The organism is Microbulbifer mixtoriginis (SeqCode) (genome assembly GCF_052466715.1).
In genome coordinates, this window is sequence record NZ_CP174288.1 from 2,117,667 (window position 1) to 2,140,313 (window position 22,647).

18 protein-coding genes are annotated in these 22,647 nt (G+C 48.0%); 5 read left to right on the top strand and 13 right to left on the bottom strand.

Features of this window, described 5'->3' with window-relative positions; genetic code table 11:
- Positions 1 to 346: 346 nt before the first annotated feature.
- The gene (locus tag ACJJH9_RS09355; protein WP_444925043.1) at positions 347 to 2,041 is read left to right on the top strand and encodes a BCCT family transporter; all 1,695 of its coding nucleotides are present in this window, start codon (positions 347 to 349) and stop codon (positions 2,039 to 2,041) included.
- 69 nt (positions 2,042 to 2,110) lie between these two features.
- Here ACJJH9_RS09355 and ACJJH9_RS09360 read toward each other — a convergent pair whose 3' ends face one another.
- Positions 2,111 to 3,070, bottom strand: a complete 960-nt coding sequence (locus ACJJH9_RS09360) for a M15 family metallopeptidase (RefSeq protein WP_444925044.1) — start codon at positions 3,068 to 3,070, stop codon at positions 2,111 to 2,113.
- 245 nt (positions 3,071 to 3,315) lie between these two features.
- Here ACJJH9_RS09360 and ACJJH9_RS09365 point away from each other — a divergent pair, with 245 nt between their 5' ends.
- Entirely contained in the window at positions 3,316 to 4,989 is a 1,674-nt protein-coding gene (locus tag ACJJH9_RS09365; protein WP_444925045.1) for a BCCT family transporter, read from the top strand.
- Positions 4,990 to 5,041: 52 nt separating this feature from the next.
- Here the strand turns inward: ACJJH9_RS09365 and ACJJH9_RS09370 are convergent, their stop codons facing one another.
- The 12 genes from ACJJH9_RS09370 to ectA form a co-directional block, all read right to left on the bottom strand.
- Complete coding sequence (locus tag ACJJH9_RS09370; protein WP_252085897.1) at positions 5,042 to 5,755, bottom strand: TorF family putative porin; 714 nt, start codon at positions 5,753 to 5,755, stop codon at positions 5,042 to 5,044.
- 63 nt (positions 5,756 to 5,818) lie between these two features.
- Positions 5,819 to 7,036, bottom strand: coding sequence for a BCCT family transporter (locus ACJJH9_RS09375; RefSeq protein WP_252085898.1), 1,218 nt, complete (start codon positions 7,034 to 7,036; stop codon positions 5,819 to 5,821).
- A 128-nt stretch (positions 7,037 to 7,164) separates the two neighbouring features.
- Positions 7,165 to 8,835, bottom strand: coding sequence for a choline dehydrogenase (gene betA / locus ACJJH9_RS09380; protein WP_444900785.1), 1,671 nt, complete (start codon positions 8,833 to 8,835; stop codon positions 7,165 to 7,167).
- A 12-nt stretch (positions 8,836 to 8,847) separates the two neighbouring features.
- A complete protein-coding gene (betB, locus tag ACJJH9_RS09385; RefSeq protein WP_444925046.1) occupies positions 8,848 to 10,311 on the bottom strand; it encodes a betaine-aldehyde dehydrogenase in 1,464 nt (487 codons plus the stop codon).
- A 493-nt stretch (positions 10,312 to 10,804) separates the two neighbouring features.
- The gene (locus ACJJH9_RS09390; RefSeq protein WP_444925047.1) at positions 10,805 to 12,223 is read right to left on the bottom strand and encodes a sodium/proline symporter; all 1,419 of its coding nucleotides are present in this window, start codon (positions 12,221 to 12,223) and stop codon (positions 10,805 to 10,807) included.
- Between the two features lie 147 nt (positions 12,224 to 12,370).
- Positions 12,371 to 13,909: a molybdopterin-dependent oxidoreductase gene (locus tag ACJJH9_RS09395; protein WP_444925048.1), complete on the bottom strand. Its 1,539-nt coding sequence runs from the start codon at positions 13,907 to 13,909 to the stop codon at positions 12,371 to 12,373.
- A 74-nt stretch (positions 13,910 to 13,983) separates the two neighbouring features.
- A complete protein-coding gene (locus tag ACJJH9_RS09400; RefSeq protein WP_444886169.1) occupies positions 13,984 to 14,901 on the bottom strand; it encodes a TPR end-of-group domain-containing protein in 918 nt (305 codons plus the stop codon).
- Positions 14,886 to 16,316, bottom strand: coding sequence for an aspartate kinase (locus tag ACJJH9_RS09405; protein ID WP_444925049.1), 1,431 nt, complete (start codon positions 16,314 to 16,316; stop codon positions 14,886 to 14,888). The genes ACJJH9_RS09400 and ACJJH9_RS09405 overlap by 16 nt, the downstream gene beginning before the upstream one ends.
- A gap of 75 nt (positions 16,317 to 16,391) precedes the next feature.
- Positions 16,392 to 17,309, bottom strand: a complete 918-nt coding sequence (gene thpD, locus ACJJH9_RS09410) for an ectoine hydroxylase (RefSeq protein WP_444900779.1) — start codon at positions 17,307 to 17,309, stop codon at positions 16,392 to 16,394.
- A gap of 27 nt (positions 17,310 to 17,336) precedes the next feature.
- Positions 17,337 to 17,738 (bottom strand): ectoine synthase, encoded by a 402-nt coding sequence (locus ACJJH9_RS09415; protein WP_444925050.1) that lies wholly within the window; start codon positions 17,736 to 17,738, stop codon positions 17,337 to 17,339.
- A 95-nt stretch (positions 17,739 to 17,833) separates the two neighbouring features.
- Positions 17,834 to 19,129 carry a diaminobutyrate--2-oxoglutarate transaminase gene (gene ectB / locus ACJJH9_RS09420; RefSeq protein WP_444925051.1) on the bottom strand — a complete coding sequence of 432 codons (1,296 nt, stop codon included), beginning with the start codon at positions 19,127 to 19,129 and terminating at the stop codon, positions 17,834 to 17,836.
- A 14-nt stretch (positions 19,130 to 19,143) separates the two neighbouring features.
- On the bottom strand, positions 19,144 to 19,650 hold the full coding sequence (gene ectA, locus ACJJH9_RS09425) for a diaminobutyrate acetyltransferase (protein ID WP_444925052.1): 507 nt from the start codon (positions 19,648 to 19,650) through the stop codon (positions 19,144 to 19,146).
- A gap of 421 nt (positions 19,651 to 20,071) precedes the next feature.
- Between ectA and ACJJH9_RS09430 the strand changes: the two genes are divergently transcribed.
- The 3 genes from ACJJH9_RS09430 to ACJJH9_RS09440 all read left to right on the top strand — a co-directional run bounded on the left by ACJJH9_RS09430 (position 20,072) and on the right by ACJJH9_RS09440 (position 22,623).
- On the top strand, positions 20,072 to 20,629 hold the full coding sequence (locus ACJJH9_RS09430) for a MarR family winged helix-turn-helix transcriptional regulator (protein ID WP_252085909.1): 558 nt from the start codon (positions 20,072 to 20,074) through the stop codon (positions 20,627 to 20,629).
- 159 nt (positions 20,630 to 20,788) lie between these two features.
- Positions 20,789 to 21,853: an FAD-dependent oxidoreductase gene (locus ACJJH9_RS09435; protein ID WP_444925053.1), complete on the top strand. Its 1,065-nt coding sequence runs from the start codon at positions 20,789 to 20,791 to the stop codon at positions 21,851 to 21,853.
- Positions 21,854 to 21,978: 125 nt separating this feature from the next.
- Entirely contained in the window at positions 21,979 to 22,623 is a 645-nt protein-coding gene (locus ACJJH9_RS09440) for a CatA-like O-acetyltransferase (RefSeq protein ID WP_444925054.1), read from the top strand.
- Positions 22,624 to 22,647: the final 24 nt, after the last annotated feature.

Sequence of the window (22,647 nt, forward strand, 5' to 3'; positions counted from 1 at the left end):
ATTCCAGAGTCTGCATACATTCTGATCTATTTGGGAATGATACGTAGTCAGGATGCACTCATAAAGAGGTTATAAAAGCTGTAGGCTACAGAGGTTAGTGTCTTATATCTTATCTTCTAAGCCCTTGTTTGAAGGCCAGATTGTTTTGCTTTTGAACACTAAAAGCAGCCTGTTATTGAAATTAATAGCCTTCCTGTTAAAATTGCAGACGAAATAATAATCATATCTAACCAATCGTATTCCGTCTCTATAAAAGTTATTCCACTCCACCATCTGTCTTCATTTCCTTTCGGAGATCGAACCCACTTTTATGTTGTCGGCTTTGTACACTGCTCGGAGAAGTGCATTGACTAAGAGTTTTAGAGAAATTATCGACAAGCCAACATTCTTCGGATCACTTGCACTACTTTTGCTAGTTACAGTTCCACTGATTGTTTTCCCTGAAGTCGGATCAGTATGGGTTAAAGTCGCAAAGGATTTTGTTACCGACCAGCTCGGAGTCTTTTATCTATTACTGGGGGTAGGGGCCATCCTCTTTATGGTTTATATCGTATTTAGCGATATAGGCCAGATAAAGCTCGGTAATTCGGAAGAAGATCCGGAGTTTTCTACAGTGTCCTGGGCATCCATGTTGTTTTGCTCTGGTATTGGAGCTTCAATCCTCTACTGGTCGATGGTGGAATGGATTTACTACTATCAAACTCCACCCTTCCAAATTGAGGGGGGAACACCTGAGGCTGCACGCTGGGCCGTTGCCTATGGCATTTTTCACTGGGGGCCATTAGCTTGGGCGATTTACCTGATTCCCGCTCTGCCGATTGCTTATTTTTACTATGTCAGAAACCACAGTGTGCTGAAGATTAGTGAAGCGCTAATGCCCGTGCTAGGTGAAGAACGCGCGAAGGGTGGTATTGGCAAGTTAATTGATGTGCTATTTATCTTTGGCATGCTGGGAGGAGGGGCTACTACATTGGGGATTGCCGCTCCACTGATTACCGAGGGAGCACATGAGCTACTGGGAGTACCAAGAGACTTAGGTACACAGGTTATTGTGCTTATGATCTGTACACTTATTTTTGGTTACAGTGCTTTTGTGGGTCTAAAGAACGGTATCCGAGCCCTCTCCAACATTAATATGTGGCTTTCAGTATTATTGTTGGTATTCGTGTTTCTTGTTGGTCCCACCCTGTTTATGTTGAATACCGGCCTGGATGCTTTGGGCAGGGTACTTGACAACATCTTCCATATGGCTTCCTGGACTGAACCTTTCGCACAATTTGAACAGTTTCCTGATACTCATTTTCCTCAAGATTGGACCATATTCTACTGGGCATGGTGGCTGGTTTTCGCACCAAGCGTAGGCTTGTTCATTGCCAGAATATCCCGAGGCCGCACCATAAAGGCAATGGTAGTCGGCTCGATTTTCTTTGGAACTCTCGGCTGTTTCTTGTTCTTTATGGTTCTGGGGAACTATGGAGTCTACTTACAGTTTTCAGGTGAATTGGATGTGGTGCAGGTATTGAATCAGCAGGGAGCAACTGCAGCAATATTTGCCGTTTTACAGACTCTGCCAGCGAGTAAGTTCGTAATATTGGTTTATACCATTCTTGCACTGATCTTCACGGCCACTACCTTTGATTCTATTTCCTATATTCTTGCTGCAGTAGTGCAGAAAGAAGTAGATGAGGAACCAGTGCGCTGGAATCGGGTCTTTTGGGCATTTGCCCTGTCCATTATGCCCGTAACACTGATGTTTCTTGGTGGGCTGGATACCTTGCAAACAGCCAGTGTTATTGGAGGTGTCCCACTTCTGGTTGTTGCGCTTCTGTTATGCATCTCAATCGTTAAAGCGGCTCACTATGATTTACGCTACCAGCCCAGTTACGAAGAAAAAGAAATTTACATTGAAGACTTCCCTAAGGATGACCCCTGGAGTAAAGATGGGGATTGGGAGTTACCAGCTTCTTCCCCCCATGGGGTATCTCATGACGACAAACCACATATCGAAGGGGACCCAGGTAGTCATCCGTCTCGTTTATAAACGATAACAAACGGCTGAAACCTATGGGAGGTTTAGGCTAGGAGTATAGACAGCGGGAGCAGAAGGGTACTATATATTACTGGTGCCCTTTACTTTATCTTGGCGCGGCTCAAAAGCTGCACTTACCTTGTCTACACAATACTTTCTAAGGAAGTTAACATCGCTAATACTTTTCCCATGCTCAAAGCACTGCCTCAATTGACTCGTGTAATTTTCAAACAGTAGCCTTGCCTGCTCAATAGGTAGAGCTACTAGATGTTCGATAAACTGGCGAGATCCCACCTGGAAGTGCATGTAATCAATAGGCACATCCCAATCTCCGCCCCAAACGGCAAAACCATACATCGCAAATAGAGAGGTTACATCTTCAGACATCCCGGCACGAACCGGTTTTCCTGCTCGATACTTTGCTCGATTTAAGTAACCTTCCTTCGTATTTTTTGGTATCAAGATTGGCTTAGAGGATTTATCAATATAAAGGTAAGGGTTCTGCATTGGATTAATATCAATCGCAACCCCATAAGCATGTTCAGACCATTTGCTGCCATCGGTAATGGGTCGAGAATCAAATGCCAGAGAATTGTTCATATCCTCTGTTTTTCGCTCCTTTTTACTGAAGTATTCTATTGGGATAGCAGACTTAATAGGGAACTGCCGTTGATAGAGTTCTCCAAATAGAGCGAGAACATTATCGGCAACAACATCAAGAACTATAATCGCTCCTTTTTGTCTATTTGTATCGTTTTTATTTTTTAAATCATGCTCACTGTTCAGTGGGCCAGCAATATCTGAATCCTCCAGTAGAGGATAAAAATCAAAAACTACTTTTTTTAATCTTTCGCAACCAACCGGGGATTCCTTTGTTATTATTTTTCGATACCTCATTAACTCGCACTCGCTCCGAGATACATTAAATATGCCTGTTTCAGCCCCTGGTTGAAAATCTTGCTCCGTGATATCTTTCAAAGTGTCTTTGCCACAGGCAATTAGGCCAAAGACAATCAAAACAAAAATTATGTAGTGGGACATGTTTAACTAACCTCAGCACCAATAGCATGTCGTTTCCGACGCCCGTTCTTCACGATCATTACATGTATAAGTTCAGATATACTGGATTGTGGCTGATTTTTAAAAATATATCCGTACAGGGAGATATGTGCCGTTCTAGTGGATGATTGACGCCCAATTGGTTATTAGAAGTGTCGTTCTCATTATTGGCGTAATTTAACCACACCCAAAACCTAAGTTGTTGCTCTTCGGAATGGAGATAGTCGTTGAGTAAGGGGTCAAGAGAGCTGATTGATAAGCCCACTTTTTTTGGGGCAATCTTATTGTTACTGATAACGACAGTGCCGTTGATCTTGTTTCCAGATTTGGGCTCACTGTGGATTTTGACGGCAAAGGAGTTTGTAACAGAACGTTTTGGTATTCTCTACCTTTTACTGGGAATAGGGTCGATTCTTTTTATGGCTTATATCGCTTTTAGTGATATAGGCCGCATCAAGCTTGGAAGCAAGAAGGAATCCCCTGAGTTCTCGACAGTTTCTTGGGTTGCCATGTTGCTAAGCTGTGGCATCGGCGCCTCCATTCTGTATTGGTCAATGGTTGAATGGGTTTACTATTATCAACAACCGCCATTTCAGGTTGAAGCAAATACACCGGAAGCGGCCCGCTGGGCAGTCGCCTATGGCATATTCCACTGGGGTCCCCTGGCTTGGTCCATCTACCTAATCCCGGCGCTGCCAATCGCTTACTTTTACTATGTGCGCAGAAGTAGGGTATTAAAATTTAGCCAGGCTCTTGTCCCGGTGCTGGGTGAACGCAGGGCCAAGGGTGCTACTGGAAAGCTTATCGATATCTCTTTGGTATTCGGTATGTTGGGTGGCGTCGCTACCCGGTTGGGTATAGCTGCACCCTTAATCACCCAGGGGTTTCATGAATTGCTAGGGTTACCTATTAGACTTGAGACGCAAATAGCTGTACTTATACTCTGCGCCCTATTGTTTGGTTACAGCGCTTTTGTTGGTTTAAAGCGTGGGATCAAAATCTTTTCCAACTTTACGATGTGGCTTGCCCTATTATTATTGCTCTTTGTTCTTATTGCAGGGCCAACTCTATTTATACTCAATAATGGGCTGGAGACATTAGGGCGGATGTTACACAGCTTCCTGCGAATGGCTACCTGGACTGAATCCTTCTCTTATTTTGAGCAACTTTCCTACTTTCGCTTCCCTCAACAGTGGACCGTTTTCTATTGGGCTTGGTGGTTAGTCTTCGCACCAAGCGTTGGCCTTTTTATCGCCCATATCTCTCGGGGGCGGACAATAAAAGAGATGATCATTGGTTCTATATTTTTTGGGACCCTCGGTTGTTTTCTTTTCTATATGGTGCTCGGCAACTATGGGGTATACCTGCAGTTTTCTGGAAAGCTGGATCTGGTGCAGCTCCTAAACAATCAGGGAGCCAATGCCACTATTTTCGCCATACTGAAGACTTTGCCTGCAGGTCAGTGGGTGGTACTAGTGTATACAATGATTGCGCTGATTTTTACTGCTATTACCTTTGATTCCATTTCCCATATCCTCGCATCAGTTGTACAAAAGGAGGTAGATACAGAGCCTCTTCGCTGGAACCGGATTTTTTGGGCATTTGCCTTGGCATTACTGCCGATTGCCTTAATGATACTGGGTGGATTCGAAGCGTTATTGGCGGCGAGCATTATTGCGGGCATCCCTCTATTATTAGTTGCTCTATTACTTTGTCTCTCAATCGTTAAAGTTGCACGGCATGACTTGGTCTCTCACCCAACTCTAATTGAAAAGGAAATAGTTCTTGAAAAGTTATCCGCAAAGGGGCCATGGAGCCAAGAAGAGGCGGGCAAGCAAGATGGAGCCACTTTAGGGGGTTCTGAAAACGCTAAACAGGGAAGCGCGGGGGAGAGGTCTTAGGATTTTAAGAGTGAGAATACCGGGGCACAGGCCCCGGTATAAACTTCTAACCTTACAGGTTGAAAGTGCGAGCGACAGAGAAAACGATACGCTCGTCGGTATCCTTCGTATCGATAGTAGTGTTCTCAGCAGCAATATTGAAATCAAAACCGTTTAGAGAAGTCATGTATTCTACACGGTAGTGGTTGTAGGATTTTTTATTATTGCCCCAACTCCAGTTGTCCAAATTTGTAGAGGTAGAGCGGTCCACACTGAAACGAACGTTATGCCCCTCTGCAAATTCAAAAGTGTGAGCCAGCATCATAATGTAGTGGCTGCCGCCCAGACCAAAGTAGTCCCAGCTGTACCAGCCATTCACTTCGGACTCGCCCAGGTTGGAGCTATAACCCAGCTTGGTATAAGCTTCTGGGTAGTCATAGTTTCTAGAGACATCCTTATCACCATGATAGGTGTAGTAAGCAATACCAGTATCCAGACTTACCTTGTCATTAAGTTGTAAGAATTTGCCAGCGTAGAAATCTAGCTCGAGATTGACGTCATCACCTACAAAATCCACATTGGAAGCCCAGGAGCCAATGTACCAACCGTTATCGAAGCCGTAGTCCAGGCTTGCCTGCAGGGCTGGGTCGCTTTTGGTCTGGCTAACACCATTAAAGGTGTAGTCGGTGGTCAGGTTTACAGTAGAAGACAGCTCTGCTTGGGATTGCTGAGCAAGTACCAGCAGGGAAGCACAAGTGAGTGCAGAAAGTTTCAACGTCGATTTCATTGTTAAATTACCGCTTATTTATATTTTGTAGCCCCCACCTAAGAGGGTGGGGGATTTCAACAGTTAGCTCGCCAGTTCGATCTTGTTAAAGTCGATTTTGTTTTCTTTAGGCGAGGAGTCGATAGCTGCTACCGCTCTGAAGCGCTTCACCAGGATGTAACCCAGGCAGCAGAAGAAGATGCCAATCACCAGAGCGCCGATCCACTGGATTTGCAGGAAGTCCAGCTTGAACAACAGGGTGAGCAGGCTCATTGCAGCTAGGTTCAGCACGAAGTACTTCCACTTGCCCAGGCGCGCAACGGTCATGCCCAGATTGTCGGTGTACAGGCGAATCAGGGAATCCAGCGAGTTGATCACGAAGGTAATACCCACAATCACCATAGCCAGGTTGTAGAAGCCACTGGTATCCAGGCCTTGGCTGGAGTAGTAGTAGAGCACGGTGAACCAGAGTGCGATGGGGATGGATGGGAAAATCAGCATCGCCGCCAGCACTTGGTAAGTGCGCAGGCCGCCCACAAAGCGGGAGGTAAACTGGCCGATCATAATGCTCCAGGCAAACCACCAGAACAGGTAAAACTCGTGATAGTCATTTAACGGCAGCACGAACTGGTGGATGTTGCCAAAGTAACCGCCGAGCATCGCAAAAGTGGAGGCGAAGTCGCCAACGCTACCGTTTTCACCGGTAAAGGCGCCTACCCACATAACCGCAATCAGACCAATAAACATCCAGGTGGTTGCCAGGCTGAGGAAGCGCACATAGCGCAAGCTGGTAGATGAGTAGACCGCTGCGGCGATCACTGCAAATACGATCAGGTAGAAGGTACCCACAATGGTTTCACCATCGCCAACTTGCGGCAGATACCAGGGCAAGTTGCTGAGCAGCAAGTAAGCGGTAAAGGCGCAGGTTCCGATAATCACCACATTGTTGATTAGTTTTACTGGTCTCAACTCAAAGAATTTAACTTTGGGTTCGATAATGCAGAAGTAAAAACAGGTGAGGAAGTAGAAGCCCCAGATCAGGAAGGCCCAAAAACCAAACTCAATCGCGAGTGGGTTGGTGAAACCATATTCCGGGCTATTGGCTAAGTCTGCGTAGCCACCGAACTCGGTGAGGGGGAACATGATCAGGCCTACATCGAGGCCGGAAGTGAAAAGGATCGCTATAAAAGTGAAGGTTTTGACCGGGGTTACCCCGACCATCTTCACATTTCCCCATTTAATCAGCGAGAAAATTATTGCCGTGAAGGTAAACAATAATCCCGCGGAAAGCCAAGCTGTCATGCTGAGTCTCCAGCTAGTTATTGGTATGCCGGCGCCCCCAGAGGGCATTGCTGTGCGAGATTTGAATATCCCCGTCGCGTTTGAAGGGGGCAGTCAAATCTCTGCCAGAGCGCCGGCGTAAATTCAGCTCACTGAGCGCGCGCAGGGCGGCCAGGTCGCTGAGTGCTGGTAGCCTTGGTCGCTACCGGTGCCTCGGAGGGCGCCAATACGGGGCGCCCTAAAATCAGGTCAGCAGCCCGCTCCGCCACCATAATGGTGGGCGCATTCAGGTTGCCGTTGGGAATGGTCGGAAAGATGGAGGAATCTACAACTCTCAAACCCTGCAAACCGTGTACACGGGTTTCCGGGTCTACCACTGCCATTGGATCGGTACCCATCTTGCAGGAGCAGGATGGATGGTAAGCACTCTCGACGGATTCCCGTACGAAGGCGTCAATTTGTTCATCAGTCTGGATATCGGTACCGGGCTGGATTTCATCGCCTCGGTATTCGTCGAAAGCCGGCTGATTGATAATCTCGCGAGTCAGTCGCACACAAGCGCGGAAACCCTCAATATCCTCTTTCTCCTGCAAATAATTAAACAGGATAGAAGGGGATTGCTTGGGATCACTGCTCACTACTTTGACCCTGCCGCGACTCTTGGGCTTGTTGTGCCCGATATGCACCTGGAAGCCGTGGCCATCGAAAGCTTCGCGGCCGTCATAGCGCATGGCTGCCGGCAGGAAGTGGTATTGCAGGTCCGGCCACTCCACGTTTTCTTTGGAGCGAATAAAACCGCAGGACTCGAAATGGTTGGTGGCTCCGAGGCCGTCCTTCTTCAGTATCCAACGAGCACCGATCAGGAATTTATTCCAGGGGTCGAGCTTGCCATTCAGGGAAATCGGCTGATTGCAGCGGAACTGGAAATAGAACTCCAGGTGGTCCTGCAAGTTTTGGCCAACGCCGGGAAGTTCGTGTTGGAGTTCGATACCGGCTTCTGCCAGTGTGTCGGGATCTCCGATTCCGGAGAGCTGAAGAAGGTGAGGGGAGCCGATGGGACCTGCGCTGAGGATGACTTCCTGTTGCGCTTTGAATTCCAGGATCTTTCCCTTGCGTTCAAGTTTGATTCCGACTGCCCGTTTACCTTCCAGAATCACCTTATGCACAGTGGCGTGGGTCAATACCGTCAAATTGGGGCGCTGCATGGCCGGTTTCAGGTAGGCGTTGGCGGTTGACCAGCGTTTCCCATCTTTTACCGTCATATGCATAGGGCCAAAGCCCTCTTGCTGCTCGCCGTTGTAATCTGCGGTGTAGTCGTAGCCAGCTTCTTTACCGGCTTCGATAAAGGCTCCATAAAGGGGGTTGGCCATTTCATTGCCGTTATTGACCCCCAGAGGACCTTCGTCGCCACGGTAATCGTCACCGCCGAAAGCCCAGGTCTCAGAGCGTTTGAAGTAGGGCAGACAGTGGGCGTAGTCCCAGCCTTCGGCGCCGTGCTGTGCCCACTCATCAAAGTCTTTGGCGTGCCCGCGCACGTAAACCATCCCGTTAATCGAGGAAGAGCCACCGAGCACCTTGCCTCTGGGGCAATGCATGCTGCGGTTGTCCAGGTACGGCTCTGGCTCAGTCATAAACTGCCAGGCGTACTTGTCGGTATTCATGGGAATAGATAGTGCGGTGGGCATCTGGATAAAGATGCTGCGATCGCTACCGCCGGTCTCTACCAGGAGGACTTTTTTATCTTCCTGGGCAGACAGGCGGTTGGCCAGAACGCAACCGGCAGAGCCGGCGCCGACAATGATGTAGTCAAACTCACTCATACAGGGTACCGCTTAAAATGGACTTTCCAGTGGTGCCAGGCCCACATACACCGCTTTTAGCTGGGTATAGTGGTTCAGGGTCGCAAGTCCATTTTCGCGTCCGATTCCGGATAACTTGTATCCGCCCACCGGCATTTCTGCCGGGGAAGCGCCGTAGGCATTGATCCAGCAGATACCCGCTTGCATCTGGTGGATCACGCGGTGGGCGCGAGTGATATCACGGGTAAATACGCCGGCGGCGAGGCCCAAACGGGTATCGTTAGCGCGGCGGATCACTTCGTCTTCATCATCAAAGACCAGTACCGACATTACCGGGCCGAAGATCTCTTCGCGGCAAATGGTCATATCGTCATGACAGTCGGTGAATACGGTGGGAGCAACGAAGTAACCGTTAGGTGAATTTTCTGGTGAAAGGGTGTGGCCGCCACAGAACAAGGTCGCGCCTTCCTCTTTCCCCTTGCTGATGTAGTCCATCACCAGTTGCTGGTGCTTGGCAGAAATCAGGGCGCCGAAGTTAGTGTCCGGATTCATCGGATCACCGGCAATAATATTTTGCTCAACACGCTCTTTCAGGCGAGCGAGGAACTGATCGTGGATGCTGCGGTGTACAAATACCCGGGTACCGTTGGTGCAGATTTCACCCTGGGTGTAGAAGTTGCCCAGCATGGCAGCAGAAACGGCTTGCTCCAGGTCGGCATCATCAAAGATCACCAGCGGGGACTTGCCTCCCAGCTCCATGGTGACTTCTTTCAGGTTGGAAGCCGCTGCGGCCATCACTTTCTTGCCGGTACCCACTTCGCCGGTAAAGGAAACCTTGGCGATATCCGGGTGGTTAGTCAGCCAGGCACCCACGGCGCCATCGCCCTGGATTACGTTGAAAACACCCGGGGGCATGCCCGCTTCAATAAAGATTTCAGCCAACTTCAAAGCACCTTTGGGGGTTTCTTCGGATGGCTTGAAGATCATGGCGTTACCGCAGGCCAGGGCCGGGGCGGCTTTCCAGCAAGCGATTTGTAAGGGGTAGTTCCAGGCACCGATTCCGGCGCAGATGCCCAGGGGTTCGCGGCGAGTGTAGTAGAAGTCCTCACCGACTTGCTGCTGATTGCCTTCAATGCCTGCGGCCAGGCCGGCAAAGAATTCGATGGAGTCGGCCCCAGTCACCACGTCGACAACACTGGCTTCCTGCCAGGGCTTACCGGTATCAGTCACTTCGATAGCTGCCAGTTCATCGTTGCGCTCGCGCAACAGTGCTACTGCTTTCAGCAGGATGCGACTGCGTTCGACCGGCATCATCGCTGACCACTGGGCAAAACCGCGCTTGGCACTCTCTATGGTTTCTGCAAGTACCTTCTCGTCGGCAACCTCAACCTGGTAGCTGACCTCGTTGGTAGCCGGGTTATATACATCAAAGCACTCACCGCTCTCATTCGACAGGTAGCGGCCGTCTACAAAATTCCGTTGTTTGTCCAGTGACATCTGTCTCTCCATACTGCTTTAACAGAAGGTCAGTCGGTTATTTGTTAGCGATGGGGCAGGGCGGTGAATAGCCGTCCAGTGACCCATTGGCCATCGCAAAAAAATGGGCTGGTCTGACGTAGACTTTTGTGCCAAATCGTCAGGCTCCAGCCCCGGCCCGACGGTCAAATGTCGGGCGATATGGCACAAAATATAACATATTTTTAATTTGAACTCTAATTGTTAGCACTCAATACAACAAAACCGACAGGTTCACAGGGGGTTTATATTTCAGCAATATGAGAGAAAAACCCTTGATACAAGGATAAAAACCGAGCTGAATTGGGCCAAAAATCTCATTTGAACTCTACAAAAAGAACTGTACAAATTTTGACCCGCCCTTAGAGCGCAAACTCAAAAGTGAATTCGATAGCTCAGCATTAGATGCCTGGGTGGAGTAAGTTGAAAACCGTAATGCTGCGTGACTAGGGGAGGGATGGCCTCCCCTTGGAACTTAACTATTTACTTCGCGCAAAGGCGATGGCTGGGGGAGAAAATTAGCCAAATAAAACACAATCAGACCCAAGGCTATACCAGGTAAGCCCTCATAAATCAGGCTATGAAGGTCCAATAATCTCCAGGCGATTGCTGTCGTAAACCCAACGGTTACAGCGACAATAGAGGTCGCTTGTGAGGGTCTTCCTCCAAAACAAAGCACCAGTAATAGGGGGCCAAATGCGCTGGCGAGGCCAGACCAGGCAAAGATCACCATATTGAAGACGCTTTGGTTGTTGGCAAGCGCCAGAAGTAGTGCGCCGCCGGTAATAACAACAGTTATGAGCTTAAGAAACCAAGTCTTATCAATCTTACGGGGAAGAATATCGTGAGTAATGGCTGCGGAGCAGCTAAGAAGCAGTGAATCTGCAGTGGACATGGTTGCAGCAAAGATGCCAGCCAGGATCAACCCAACTACGATTGGTGGCAGCAATTCTATGGCCATGGTCGGCAATGCTAGCTCAGCATCAAAGCTGCCGGAATCGGCGATGAAAACCCTGGATAACAAGCCGACCCCTGTGGCCATGGAGTAAAAGAGAACAAACCACAGGTAGTACCAGCCTCGCGCCGTGCGCATTTTGCCGGGATCACTCAGAGTCATGAAGCGGACCATTATGTGGGGCTGGCCAATCACAGATAGCCCCGCAATCCCCCAACTGATGACAAAAATAGTGAGCCCGCCCCAACCAGAAAAGGCCAGATCTTGGGGAAACCAGTTCGTAAATCCCTCGACGGCTTGCATTTGCCCCATTGCACTTGAGACACCTCCCAGGCTGATAAGGGCTACGGCTAGAAGTGTGCCCATAGCGACGATCATAACAATCGACTGTGCAGCATCAGTCCAAATGGAAGCGCGTATGCCGCCGGCCAGGCAATAAAGACATACCAGCAACGCCCCAACCACAGCGCCAGACCAGAGAGGCCAGTCCAGTAGTACATGTAGCGCCTTACTGCCGGCAACCATCTGTGCTGATGCATAGGTGAGCAAGAATAGTAAAGATATGATACCTATAATCCGCTGTAGGGCAGAGTGATTTTGCCCATACCAATTGCTAAGCACGCCGGCATAGCTGACTTCACCACTTGAGTCAGTGGCAGTTCTTATTCTTTTGTGTACATAAAGTGAAGCAATAAAGTCACCAGCGATCCAGCCCACCATTAACCAGACAGAAGCGAACCCGGTCATGTAGGTATAACCAATAACCCCGATGAACATATAACCGCTATTGTTAGTCGCCACTGCCGACAGGCCTACTAACCAGGGGGGAACTCCACTGCTAGCCAGGTAATAATCGGCCTTGGTGTTGCGACTAAAAAGCGCTGAGAATAAACCTACCAGCACGAATAATAATAAAAACCCAACAAATGAATAAACCAATGATAATCCTTATTTTAGCAATTTTTGTTTTTATTTTTGAAACACAAATTTCGTGCGTTTTTACGTTCTAGCTTTTATTTTTTTATTTAACACATCAATTAGTTAAATCAAATAAACAATGTGCTCGGGATACATTTGACCACCTCACTATTTTGTAGCCTCCTCAATATAAGTTGCCAAAGAACTAATCTGCTCTTTCGTCATCAAGTCATTGTATGCTGGCATAGCGCCAACGCCATTGGTAACAGCGTTTTTCACGCTTTCTGCATTAGGTTTTAATTCATTAAGGTTGGGGCCTATAAGGCCCTCAGAGCCGGCATCTTTCAAGGTATGGCAAGCTCCACAAGAAGGTTGAGACTCGAGATAGACTTGCTTTCCGGCTTGACCCTCTGCAGATAAAGAGACCGATTCACGCTCTGGGGGGGGGCTTTCTTCTTTCACCATATGTTGATCAGTTGCTGTAACTTTCTCCCTGGGTAACTCACCCAACAGGTTTACCGTAAGTGCTGCATCCAGCCAGCCGTTGTGTGCATAACCGCGTTCGTTCTCTACACGTTCTTTAGGTTGGATATCCCCTTGGGTATCTGTGGCGCGCGAGACGATGGTGTGCGGACCCTTTGGTAAATTCACGGTATAAGAAAAAACTCGCCAAGCGTTGGGGCCGAGGTCCAAATCCTCTAGCGCTGCATCCTGCCAGGTTTTGCCCATATCGAGCGAGACTTCTACTTTCTTCACCCCGCGTTCACCAGAAAGCGCAACACCGTAGAAAGTCACTTCCCCAGCTAGAGCTGGGGTATTGTCCGCACCCGGCCCATTTACCCAAGACTTTACAGGCATTCGCCACATGCTTGGGTAGTCTGGGCCAGGGGGAGCGCCAATGGGTCTAAGGCGGTAACCCGTTTTTTGGATTTTGGCCTCGGATTCTTGCGGTGCGCAGGTGAGAGTCTTAACGTACTTAATATTGTTACAGCCGAAATAACCTGGAACGATGAGCCGTAAGGGGCCACCATGCAGTAGCGGTATTGGAGCGCCATTCATTTCCCAGGCCAATATAGTATCGTCCAACGCCTTCTTGATAGGGATTGATCGCTCTACGACCAGGTCATTGCGCTCCATCCCCTCAGGAATGATCTCGCCTCCAGTAGCGGTCAAAAAGTTCATTCCCGCATCCACACCGCCAAAATGATCAAACAGGGTTTTCAGCCGAACGCCTGTCCAGATAGCGCAGCCGGCTGCGCCAACTCCCCATTTAGAGCCTGCCGGTTCATGCTCGAAAAAAGCGCGGCCGTTGCCTGTACATTGAATAACTGCACCGACGGCATCTAAACCCAGCCCTTTCAGCTCTGCTACAGAGATAGCAGTGGGCTGCTTTACGCCTTTGACTTCAAGCATCCAGGTGTCCGGTCGTTCAACAATCTGGGGGGAGGGCAATGGCAAATTGTTGCGCACAAAAAACCGGGGCTCAGGGGTGATAGCGCTCATGCCCATCAAAGATCGACGGGTTTCTATTGTCAGTGGGTTAATCCCATGAATAATGAAATTTTTGGGGTTAACTCCACTTGGCAATTTGGACGTTGATGGGGGAGTAAGAGCAACACTTGCAGAGGGGGCTAGTAAGGCGCCTGTAGCTGCGGTCATAGCTCTTAGAAAGCCACGGCGGCTTTCATCAAGGCTTGATTCACTCATGGCTTTATTGATCCGCGTATTGATACTTGAGCTCACATAGTCTTATAGCTTTAAAATGCCAAGGTGACAGCTTGCTAAGTATCTTTTTCGCGGCTATGTGGCGGCGGGGTTTGAGCAATAACCTTGTCTAGATCCTTGAAAACGTCACTTACCGCCAGTGGCTGTAAGGCATTGTCACTGAGAATTTCATCCCGATAACTTTCTCGCCTCTTAATGGCCTCAGCCAGATACCGTAGCGCTTCATCAAACTGCTCCATAGCCGTATAGGCACAAGCTAGCTGGTAGAAGGCATGGCTGTTATCTGGATCAATACCTAGGGCTTGCTGACAAAGATTTGCAGCCCATTGGGGCTCGTTCAACTCCAGCACTGCATCAGCTTTATATGTCAACGCTTCAACATCTTCATGACGAAGACGCAGAATCTCATCATAGATCGCGATTTTGTTGGCGATTGAGGATTCCTGCTGAGCACGTAGCCAGAGAGATTGTACTTCTTGAGTCAGCTCAATTTCCTCGCGATTCTCTTCAATGTGCTGGGTCTTTTGTTGTAATTGACTCTCTATGACCTCCAGACGTTTTTCATATTCTTGAACCAGCTTTGATATCTCCTCATCCGCTAGGGAGTGCACACGCTCTTTAATATCTTGTAGCGATCGCCAACCCACTAAGACCAATATGGAAGTGGCGGCGGCTATGAGGTAAAAGAAGTAGGTGACCGTATCGGTTGCATAAGCAACCGCTCGGTCCACGGAATTATGCTCCCGGTCGACAATCTGCTGGATCAACTCTTGTTTAGCTTTGGCTTGGTCGATACGCAACTGTTTGATTTCATCCAGCACATACCGCTCTATAAATGGTGTATAGAGCGGCTTCTGTAAAGATTCCACCTCTTTCTGCGCACTGTCTTCATTATCGGCTTCCGTTTCCTGGGAAACGGAAGCCGGGGAAAGCAAAAGAAAAGTCAAAAAACAGGTGTTTAGGAGGCGAGGCATATTGCGGTCCCATGATCATAAACCTCAACCAGTGCCTCATGAAGTGTTCTAATGGCAGTGTCATAATCTGGTTCACTAACAACAAACTGCATGTCCACATGCCGCATAGAGTGGTGCATGGCGAGTACTGAAATATCGTTGGAAGCCAGTGATTGAACCGCTTTTGCCAGCACGCCGGGGATTTGCATATCGCTCCCGATAGCGGAAACAATAGCCACTTTCCTTTGGTTCAATTCTGCTTCCGGGAAACGTTCTTCCAGAGATGCCTGTATACGCTTGATGGTTTTCAGATTAGTCGCCAAAAAGTGGGTTAGGGTATTGGCGTTGGTATTTTTAGACACAATATGCGCCTTGTACCTTTTAATTACCGTAAGCACTTCCCGATCATAATCGTGGATCGTGCCTGCCATATCCTGATCAAAAAGTTCCAGCGCATAGACACCTTTACAACCAGCAATAATCTCCACACAGGGCGAATCGCTCACATAGTCACGGGTGATTAATGTTCCGGCGTGCTCTGGCTCAAAGGTATTCTTTACCCGGAGGGGGATATTCTTCTGGCGTAAACCCTTTGCCGCCTTGGGATGAATTGCCTCCATACCCAGATTGGCCAGTTGATCGGCCACATCGTAATTTGTACGACCGATAGGCACAGCGTTATCTGGCCCAACTAAGCGAGGGTCCGCACTGCTCAAGTGGAACTCTTTGTGGATCACCGCCTCTTTGGCTCCTGTGAGTACGGCAAGGCGGCTAAAGGTCATTTCACTATAACCCCGGTCAAAGGAAATAAGCAGACCCTTATCGCTGTGGGCGTAACCAGTAACAATCGGTAACTGTTGATTCAAGTCGATGTTGGCGAAGGCATCACGAATGCGCTCATCCAGCGGTATGTGCTTACTGGTACGCCAGCCCGTTAGATCTACAAAGCACGCATTGACTCCATCCCGCTGCAGCAGTTTTGATGTATTCCAAGCGCTGTGTGCCTCGCCAAGGCTGGCAAGCATTTCTCTTACTGTTCCCAGGTGGGCATCTAGAGAGAAGTGGCCATGCTGGCAGAGACTTTGTAAGTCTCGAAGGCACTTTTTAGCCCCTTCCAAGCGCTCATCCAAGAAGAGGTTGGCCTCCTTGAGTAAGTCAGTGTCACCAAATAGACGATCGTTGATCTGTCGCAGTTGTGTGCGAAGCTCACCAAACTTCACCAGCCAGCTATCATCCTCAATACTGCTGGAAAAGAGGCCATAAATACCAGGCTGGCCACTCTTTTTATGCTCTAGAAGTAGATCGGTGATACCACCATAAGCTGAAACTACAAAAACACGATTGTAGAGCCTTTTGGAGTCACCTTTAATAATGTTGTCCCGGACAGATTCATAGTCCGACATTGAGGTGCCACCAATCTTTTCTATCGTATGCATTGTCTCTTACTGGTCCTTTCTTTCCCTTGATAACGGCGTATCCAATGGGTGAATGCCACTGGATTGAGTTTCATATCAGATAACAGAAATCGATTTCCTCGTGCAGATATGTTCTGGCCGTGGTGGGAGGCTACAAAATGGGTCTTCTACCTTATTGCTCAATGCATTAAAGACAAAAAACAAGTTGGATCTCGGGTATGGGCTAATATTGCTGCTGGAGCCGTGCATCAGGTTGCAATCAAATACGACTAAACTACCGGGTTTGCCTGTAACAGATTTTATGCCCCCTTCAGATACCAGCCTGCATAGATGATCATCTGATGGAATTCCGAGCTCTTGTTTTTTCAAAGAACTTAAATAATGCCCCTCAGGGGTTTCACCATCACAGCCGATGTAGTGGTGATGGGACTTCGGAATGAGCATTAATGGGCCGTTGTAATTTCGGCTCTCGGTTAAGATTACCGATACACTGAGTGCGCGCATTCGCGGCATTCCATCCTCGACATGCCAAGTTTCAAAGTCAGAATGCCAATAGAAATCCTTACCACGAAATCCAGGTTTATAGTTCGCCCGAGATTGATGGATATAAACCTCATCATCCAAAATATATCTTGCAATATTTGATATCCGGTTATCCCTTGAAAGCTTCCTGAATAGGCTGCTGCGTTCATGAATTCGAAATATCGAGCGCACCTCTTCACTTTCTAACTCCGTAATGAGTTCATCAGAGCTGCGGAGGTCATTGTCTTCTTTGAGGGTTTCCAGCTCTTTTTGAAAGACCTGAACCTCCCTCTCAGAAAATACATTTTCAAGAACGATATATCCCTGCTGCCTATAGGCGTCCACCTGCTCAAGATCCAGCGGGGGAGGGGGATTGGGTCCACCATAAACAACTGGATCTCTACGCCGTGTTACTCGACCTGCGACTCCTCGTTTTCTAGAGGGGTACATATCATTTCTGAGCGAATGGATGCGTTCTAGCAGGTACTTCATTTCAGCTGCTGCCCTGTAATTGACTACCTATTCAATGGGGTCGGCTTCTAGTTCATATGCGCCCTCAGAATTGTGTACCTCCTTTCCATTTAAAGGAGGGTTAAACACACAGGCCATGGTCATTTCTTCAAATGCCCTCAAAGTGTGCCGATCATGTTTGTCGAGGACATAGATGGTTCCAGGCTCGATAGGGTGCTTTTTCCCATCATCCATCGTCTCCACCTCTCCTCTCCCGGAAACGCAGTAAACTGCTTCCAGGTGGTTTTGATAGTGCATTTGGAAGTCAGCACCGGTGTATATGGTGGTGATGTGGAAGGAAAAACCAACGCCATCATCCTTTAAAAGTAGGCGTATACTCTCCCAATTGCCATCCGGCGAGACAATTCTTCGGTTTGTTTTTTTGGCTTCTTGTAGATTTCTAACAATCATGAATATTCCGTTATGTTGTATGTGTAACTATATAGCCTGGTTATCAGCAGGCTTAGCTTTCCAGCTGGATCATTGAGTTTTGGATACAATTGGGTCTAGCAGGCCTCGAAATAGACTCTTTCTTCAGGGATATCCTGCTCTCCAGCACAAACTTCTCGAATTGCTGATTCAATAATGTCGATACCTTTCTTAAGGTTCTGGTCAGTGATGACCAGAGGGCAGAGTAGCTTAACGATTTGATCATCTGCGCCACTAGTTTCAATGATTAGCCCCTGCTTGAAGGCGAGTTTGGTAATCTTTTCTGCAAGTTCGCCACTCACACAATCAATACCTTGGAACATGCCGCGGCCTTTAGTGGTGAAGTTACCCTCACCATATTGACTGACAATACTTCCCAACCGCTCGGAGATGTACTTCCCTTTACGTTTGATTTCCCGCGAAAAGTTATCATCTGACCAATAGTGATCAATTGCCGCTTTGGCCGTAACAAAAGCCAGATTGTTACCACGAAATGTGCCGTTGTGCTCACCAGGTTTCCATTGGTCTAATTCGGGCTTCATTAAAACCAGGGCAAAGGGCAGCCCGTAGCCACTGAGTGACTTGGAAAGGGTAATAATGTCAGGCTCGATACCGGCTTCTTCGAAACTGAAAAAATTTCCAGTGCGGCCACAGCCAGCCTGAATATCATCGACGATAAAGAGCAGCCCGTGTTTTTTACACACAGCTTGTAGGTTTCTCAACCACTCGATACTGGCCGCATTGATACCTCCTTCACCCTGAACGGTTTCGACGATAATCGCCGCGGGAGAATTGATTCCGCTGCTGGAGTCTGTAAGCACCTTGTCGAGATACTCTGTAGTATCAATATTTTTGCCAAGATAGTTGTCATAGGGCATGCGATGAGTGCCATTCAAGCTAACCCCTGCTGCATCCCTGTGATGAGAGTTGCCCGTAGCTGCCAGGGAGCCCAAACTCACACCGTGAAAACCGTTGGTAAAAGTCACAATGTTTTGCTGCCCGGTGACATTGCGGGCAATTTTCATTGCAGCTTCAACCGCATTTGTCCCGGTTGGACCAGTAAACTGAACCACGTATTCCATATTGCGTGGCTTGAGAATTTTATCGTTAAGCGCTTGCAGGAACTCGCCTTTGGCTTTGGTGTGCATATCCAAACCATGGGTAATGCCATCACTCTGAATGTAATCCTGCAGAACTTGCTTAAACAGCGGGTTGTTGTGTCCATAATTGAGAGTGCCAGCGCCTGCCAGAAAATCCAGATATTGATTTCCCTCCTCATCCCACATGAGTTCGCCTTTTGCACGATTGAACACTCGCGGAAAGGAGCGGGCATAACTTTGTACTTCAGATTCAATCTCATCAAAGATTTTCATTCTTCTCTCTTTTTTTAAATTGTTGTTTGAGCAATAGGCCCGATACGCACACAGGTTTCGGAGTCATGCAGACCATCAAAGTGAGTCTGGGAGTCCATCCAAGGGGAGGATTGGAGGCCTGCGGAGAGCTTCTCTGCAGCGCTCTGGAAGAGGGCCCAGGAGGGAAGGTTGTGTTCAGTGATCGTTGTCTCGATAAATCTCACCGACCTGCACTGGGGGCGTTCGATGATATTTCTGAGCATGATAGAGGCTAGCCCCAGCCCTCTCGCCTTTTCCGCCACGGCAACCTGCCAAATAAACAGAGTGTCTGTACGACCTGGAATCAAGTATCCGGAGATAAACCCCAACTTCTCATCACCTTCTTCTGCGATCACTGAAGTATCGGCAAAGTGACTGCACTGGAGGAGGTTGCAATAACTTGAGTTGGCATCCAAGGGTGGGCAGCTGTCGATTAATTTGTGAACAGCCATGCCATCCTCCAGGGATGGTGGCCTCAAAAAAATATTTTCTGGACTAGACAAAATAACTTCCTATACGACAACCCATAGTTTCACCTCTAAGTATTTTGGTGGGCGATAAATATGCAGATAGATCATTATTTATGCTCATTTTGGTTATTTTTCGCAAAAAACCACAACCAAATACTTAGAACGCTAAACATCGTACACAAACTAAATATAAAATCTAGTGGGTGAAGAGAATCTGATCACAATATCCGCCCTAAAAATGGGCAAATTTATTGGGTAAAAGCCCTGGAAATGGGCAGAAGCGCCTATGAATGGGGGGATTTTCGCAATTCAGGGTTCCAAACGAAGGGGTATGTTCTTGGCAATTGTTTAGTACTGTAGATATTTTCCTGGGAGAACCATAAGCGTTTAGTAATTAGGATATAGGGTTATATAATCCGCCCAATCGCCCTGATTCTGAGATTGAGAGGTAGCTTTGAACAGTATTGAACAAGTGCTAGTGGCCCTTCGGCGTGTAATAAGAGCCACAGATTTACACTCCAAGCACCTGGCCAAAACAACAGGCCTGACTGCTCCCCAGGTGTTATTGCTACAGGCCATTAGAAATAAGGGCGAAGTCACCATCGGTGAACTGGCCAACGAAGTGAGCCTCAGTCAAGCTACAGTGACCAATATCTTGGATCGCCTTGAGAAAAGGGGGCTTGTCTATCGCCAGCGCTCTCAATCAGATAAGCGTAAAGTGCATGCTTACCTCACAGATCAAGCTGCAGAAACACTGAGAGATGCACCTATCCCGCTCCAAGATCAATTCGCCCGCCAATTTGGTGACCTGAAGGATTGGGAGCAGAGTATGATCATTGCTTCGCTCCAGCGTGTAGCCCAGATGATGGATGCCCAGCATATTGATGCCTCACCTGTTCTGGATATCGGTGTTTTAGACAGGCAGGGAGCAGCTATGGACAAGTCAAGCTCTTCCTTGGGGTATGGCGAAGTAGCTGATTCAGCGGAAAAGCCTGGGAGAGAAACACCCTAGTCCCCCCCTATGTGGATATCAGCAACCGGTTCTATCCCTGGTTGCTGAGCCCCATGTCAAAGTTGTCTAAGCTTGCAGCAATTGCTCTTTGTAGTTGAGCGGAGGCGCTAGCATGTACTGCTGCCTCGAGCACCTCTTCATAGATTGTAAGTGGTGAATATGGACATTCTGGTTATTGGTGCCGGCCCCACCGGGTTAACTGCTGCAAACGCTTTAGCCTACAAGGGGATGAATTGTCGTATTGTTGAGCGTAAAAATGCGCCCTCGGAACTCTCCCGAGCCGTTGGCATTATGCCTGCGACGATAGAGGCTTTGGGCCAGCTGGGTGCTGCAGATCCACTCCTTGCTGAAGCCATGCCCCTCAAGAAAATGCATATTTTACGCGATGAGAGGACCCTCGTTTATCTGGATAACAGTGGCAATGAATTCAGGAAGAGGGTGCCGCTCGGTTTGCCGCAAAACCGCACCGAGGGAATCCTGCGTGATGTGCTATCCGGCAAAGGTGTTGAGGTTGAGTATGGGCTCTCAGTTACCGGCATAAGTACCACGCAATACAGTGCATTGGTTAGTTTTTCCAATAATACCAGCGGCTCATTCGACTGGGTGATTGCTGCCGATGGCATCCAATCAGCAACCCGCGAACAGTTGAAAATCCCCTATCCGGGAATAGACTTACCCAGCAAATGGTCCATCGCAGATGTGGATTTGGCGGGTGACTTCGATCCAGAAGAGATCACTTTGGATCTCTATGGGCCTGATAACCAGTTTTCCCTGATATTGCCAATCGAGAAGCACCGCGCACGCATCGCATCCTCGACAGAAGATGCTCTGTCAGCAATAAAACTGCCCTTGGATATCACCAACGTTCGACGAACAGCAGCCTTCAAAATCTCAATACGACAGGCCGAATCTTACCGTAAGGGCCGGATTTTACTGGCAGGGGATGCTGCACATTGTCATTCTCCTGTTGGTGGGAAGGGTATGAATCTTGGTATGGCGGATGCGATTGCTGCAGCAACGGCAATCACTAACGGGAGTGTTGATGAATACTCACGGTTACGTCATGCAGCAGGTAAAGCTGTGGTGAAGAAAACTGAGTTGGCAAGGCATTTAATTTCTTCCGCAAATCCCATGGCAAAATCCCTTTTATGGTTATCGTTTAAAGCAATCTCCTCAATCCCTGCCGTCCATCGGGCCTTTATGAAGCAATGGACTGCGATTTAATCAATCGCGAACTCTAATTGTGAACAACCTATCGCTGATTTCACTCCCCCTGAGCGAATGAGAAGTCAAGATAGAGTATTAATATTCTCTTGAATATTGGGACACAATGATTACCAGGAATGAAGATGCCCGCCACACCTATAGATATTGAAAGCTGGAATAGAGGGGACCACTTTAAATTCTTTATGAGTAGTGCTGGGTCGACCCGTTTAAGTTTAACCCAGCCTCTAGATGTTACGGAGTTAGCCTTTTTTTGTAAGAAAAATACAATATCTTTTTATTACAGCCTTATTTTTCTTGTTACTCAAACCGCAAATGAGATAGCCGGATTTAGGCATAGAGTAGTTGATGGCCAACCCTTCGAGTTCGATATATTGCATCCGCTGTTCACCGATTTGAATAAAAATGATGATCTCTTTAAGCTTGTTATGGCTGAAATGGAAACGCACCTCATTGACTTCGTCAAAAAAGCAAAGCAACTCTCAAAAGATCAATCAGAATACCTCCCGGTAAATACATTTATGGATCGCTACGATATTTTGAATATCACCTGCTACCCCTGGGGTGACTTTTCAAGCATGCAAGTGAAACCGGTCCAACAAGAAAACTGTGATCCAGGGATACCTTTTATTGCCTGGGGTAAGTACCAACAACAAGCCAGCCGACTTATGACCTCATTACATACTGAGGTAAATCATTGCTTCCTTGACGCCATTCATCTGTATCAATTCAAAACGCAACTGGAAGATAAAATCAAACTCTTAAAGTAAGGACGACGAATCTTCTAGTTAATA

Coding starts and splice junctions, on each gene's coding strand:
- ACJJH9_RS09360 (WP_444925044.1), bottom strand. CDS start 3,070: ATGTCCCACTACATAATTTTTGTTTTGATTGTCTTTGGCCTAATTGCC.
- ACJJH9_RS09370 (WP_252085897.1), bottom strand. CDS start 5,755: ATGAAATCGACGTTGAAACTTTCTGCACTCACTTGTGCTTCCCTGCTG.
- ACJJH9_RS09375 (WP_252085898.1), bottom strand. CDS start 7,036: ATGACAGCTTGGCTTTCCGCGGGATTATTGTTTACCTTCACGGCAATA.
- betA (WP_444900785.1), bottom strand. CDS start 8,835: ATGAGTGAGTTTGACTACATCATTGTCGGCGCCGGCTCTGCCGGTTGC.
- betB (WP_444925046.1), bottom strand. CDS start 10,311: ATGTCACTGGACAAACAACGGAATTTTGTAGACGGCCGCTACCTGTCG.
- ACJJH9_RS09395 (WP_444925048.1), bottom strand. CDS start 13,909: ATGAGTGAATCAAGCCTTGATGAAAGCCGCCGTGGCTTTCTAAGAGCT.
- ACJJH9_RS09400 (WP_444886169.1), bottom strand. CDS start 14,901: ATGCCTCGCCTCCTAAACACCTGTTTTTTGACTTTTCTTTTGCTTTCC.
- ACJJH9_RS09405 (WP_444925049.1), bottom strand. CDS start 16,316: ATGCATACGATAGAAAAGATTGGTGGCACCTCAATGTCGGACTATGAA.
- thpD (WP_444900779.1), bottom strand. CDS start 17,309: ATGAAGTACCTGCTAGAACGCATCCATTCGCTCAGAAATGATATGTAC.
- ACJJH9_RS09415 (WP_444925050.1), bottom strand. CDS start 17,738: ATGATTGTTAGAAATCTACAAGAAGCCAAAAAAACAAACCGAAGAATT.
- ectB (WP_444925051.1), bottom strand. CDS start 19,129: ATGAAAATCTTTGATGAGATTGAATCTGAAGTACAAAGTTATGCCCGC.
- ACJJH9_RS09435 (WP_444925053.1), top strand. CDS start 20,789: ATGGACATTCTGGTTATTGGTGCCGGCCCCACCGGGTTAACTGCTGCA.
- ACJJH9_RS09440 (WP_444925054.1), top strand. CDS start 21,979: ATGCCCGCCACACCTATAGATATTGAAAGCTGGAATAGAGGGGACCAC.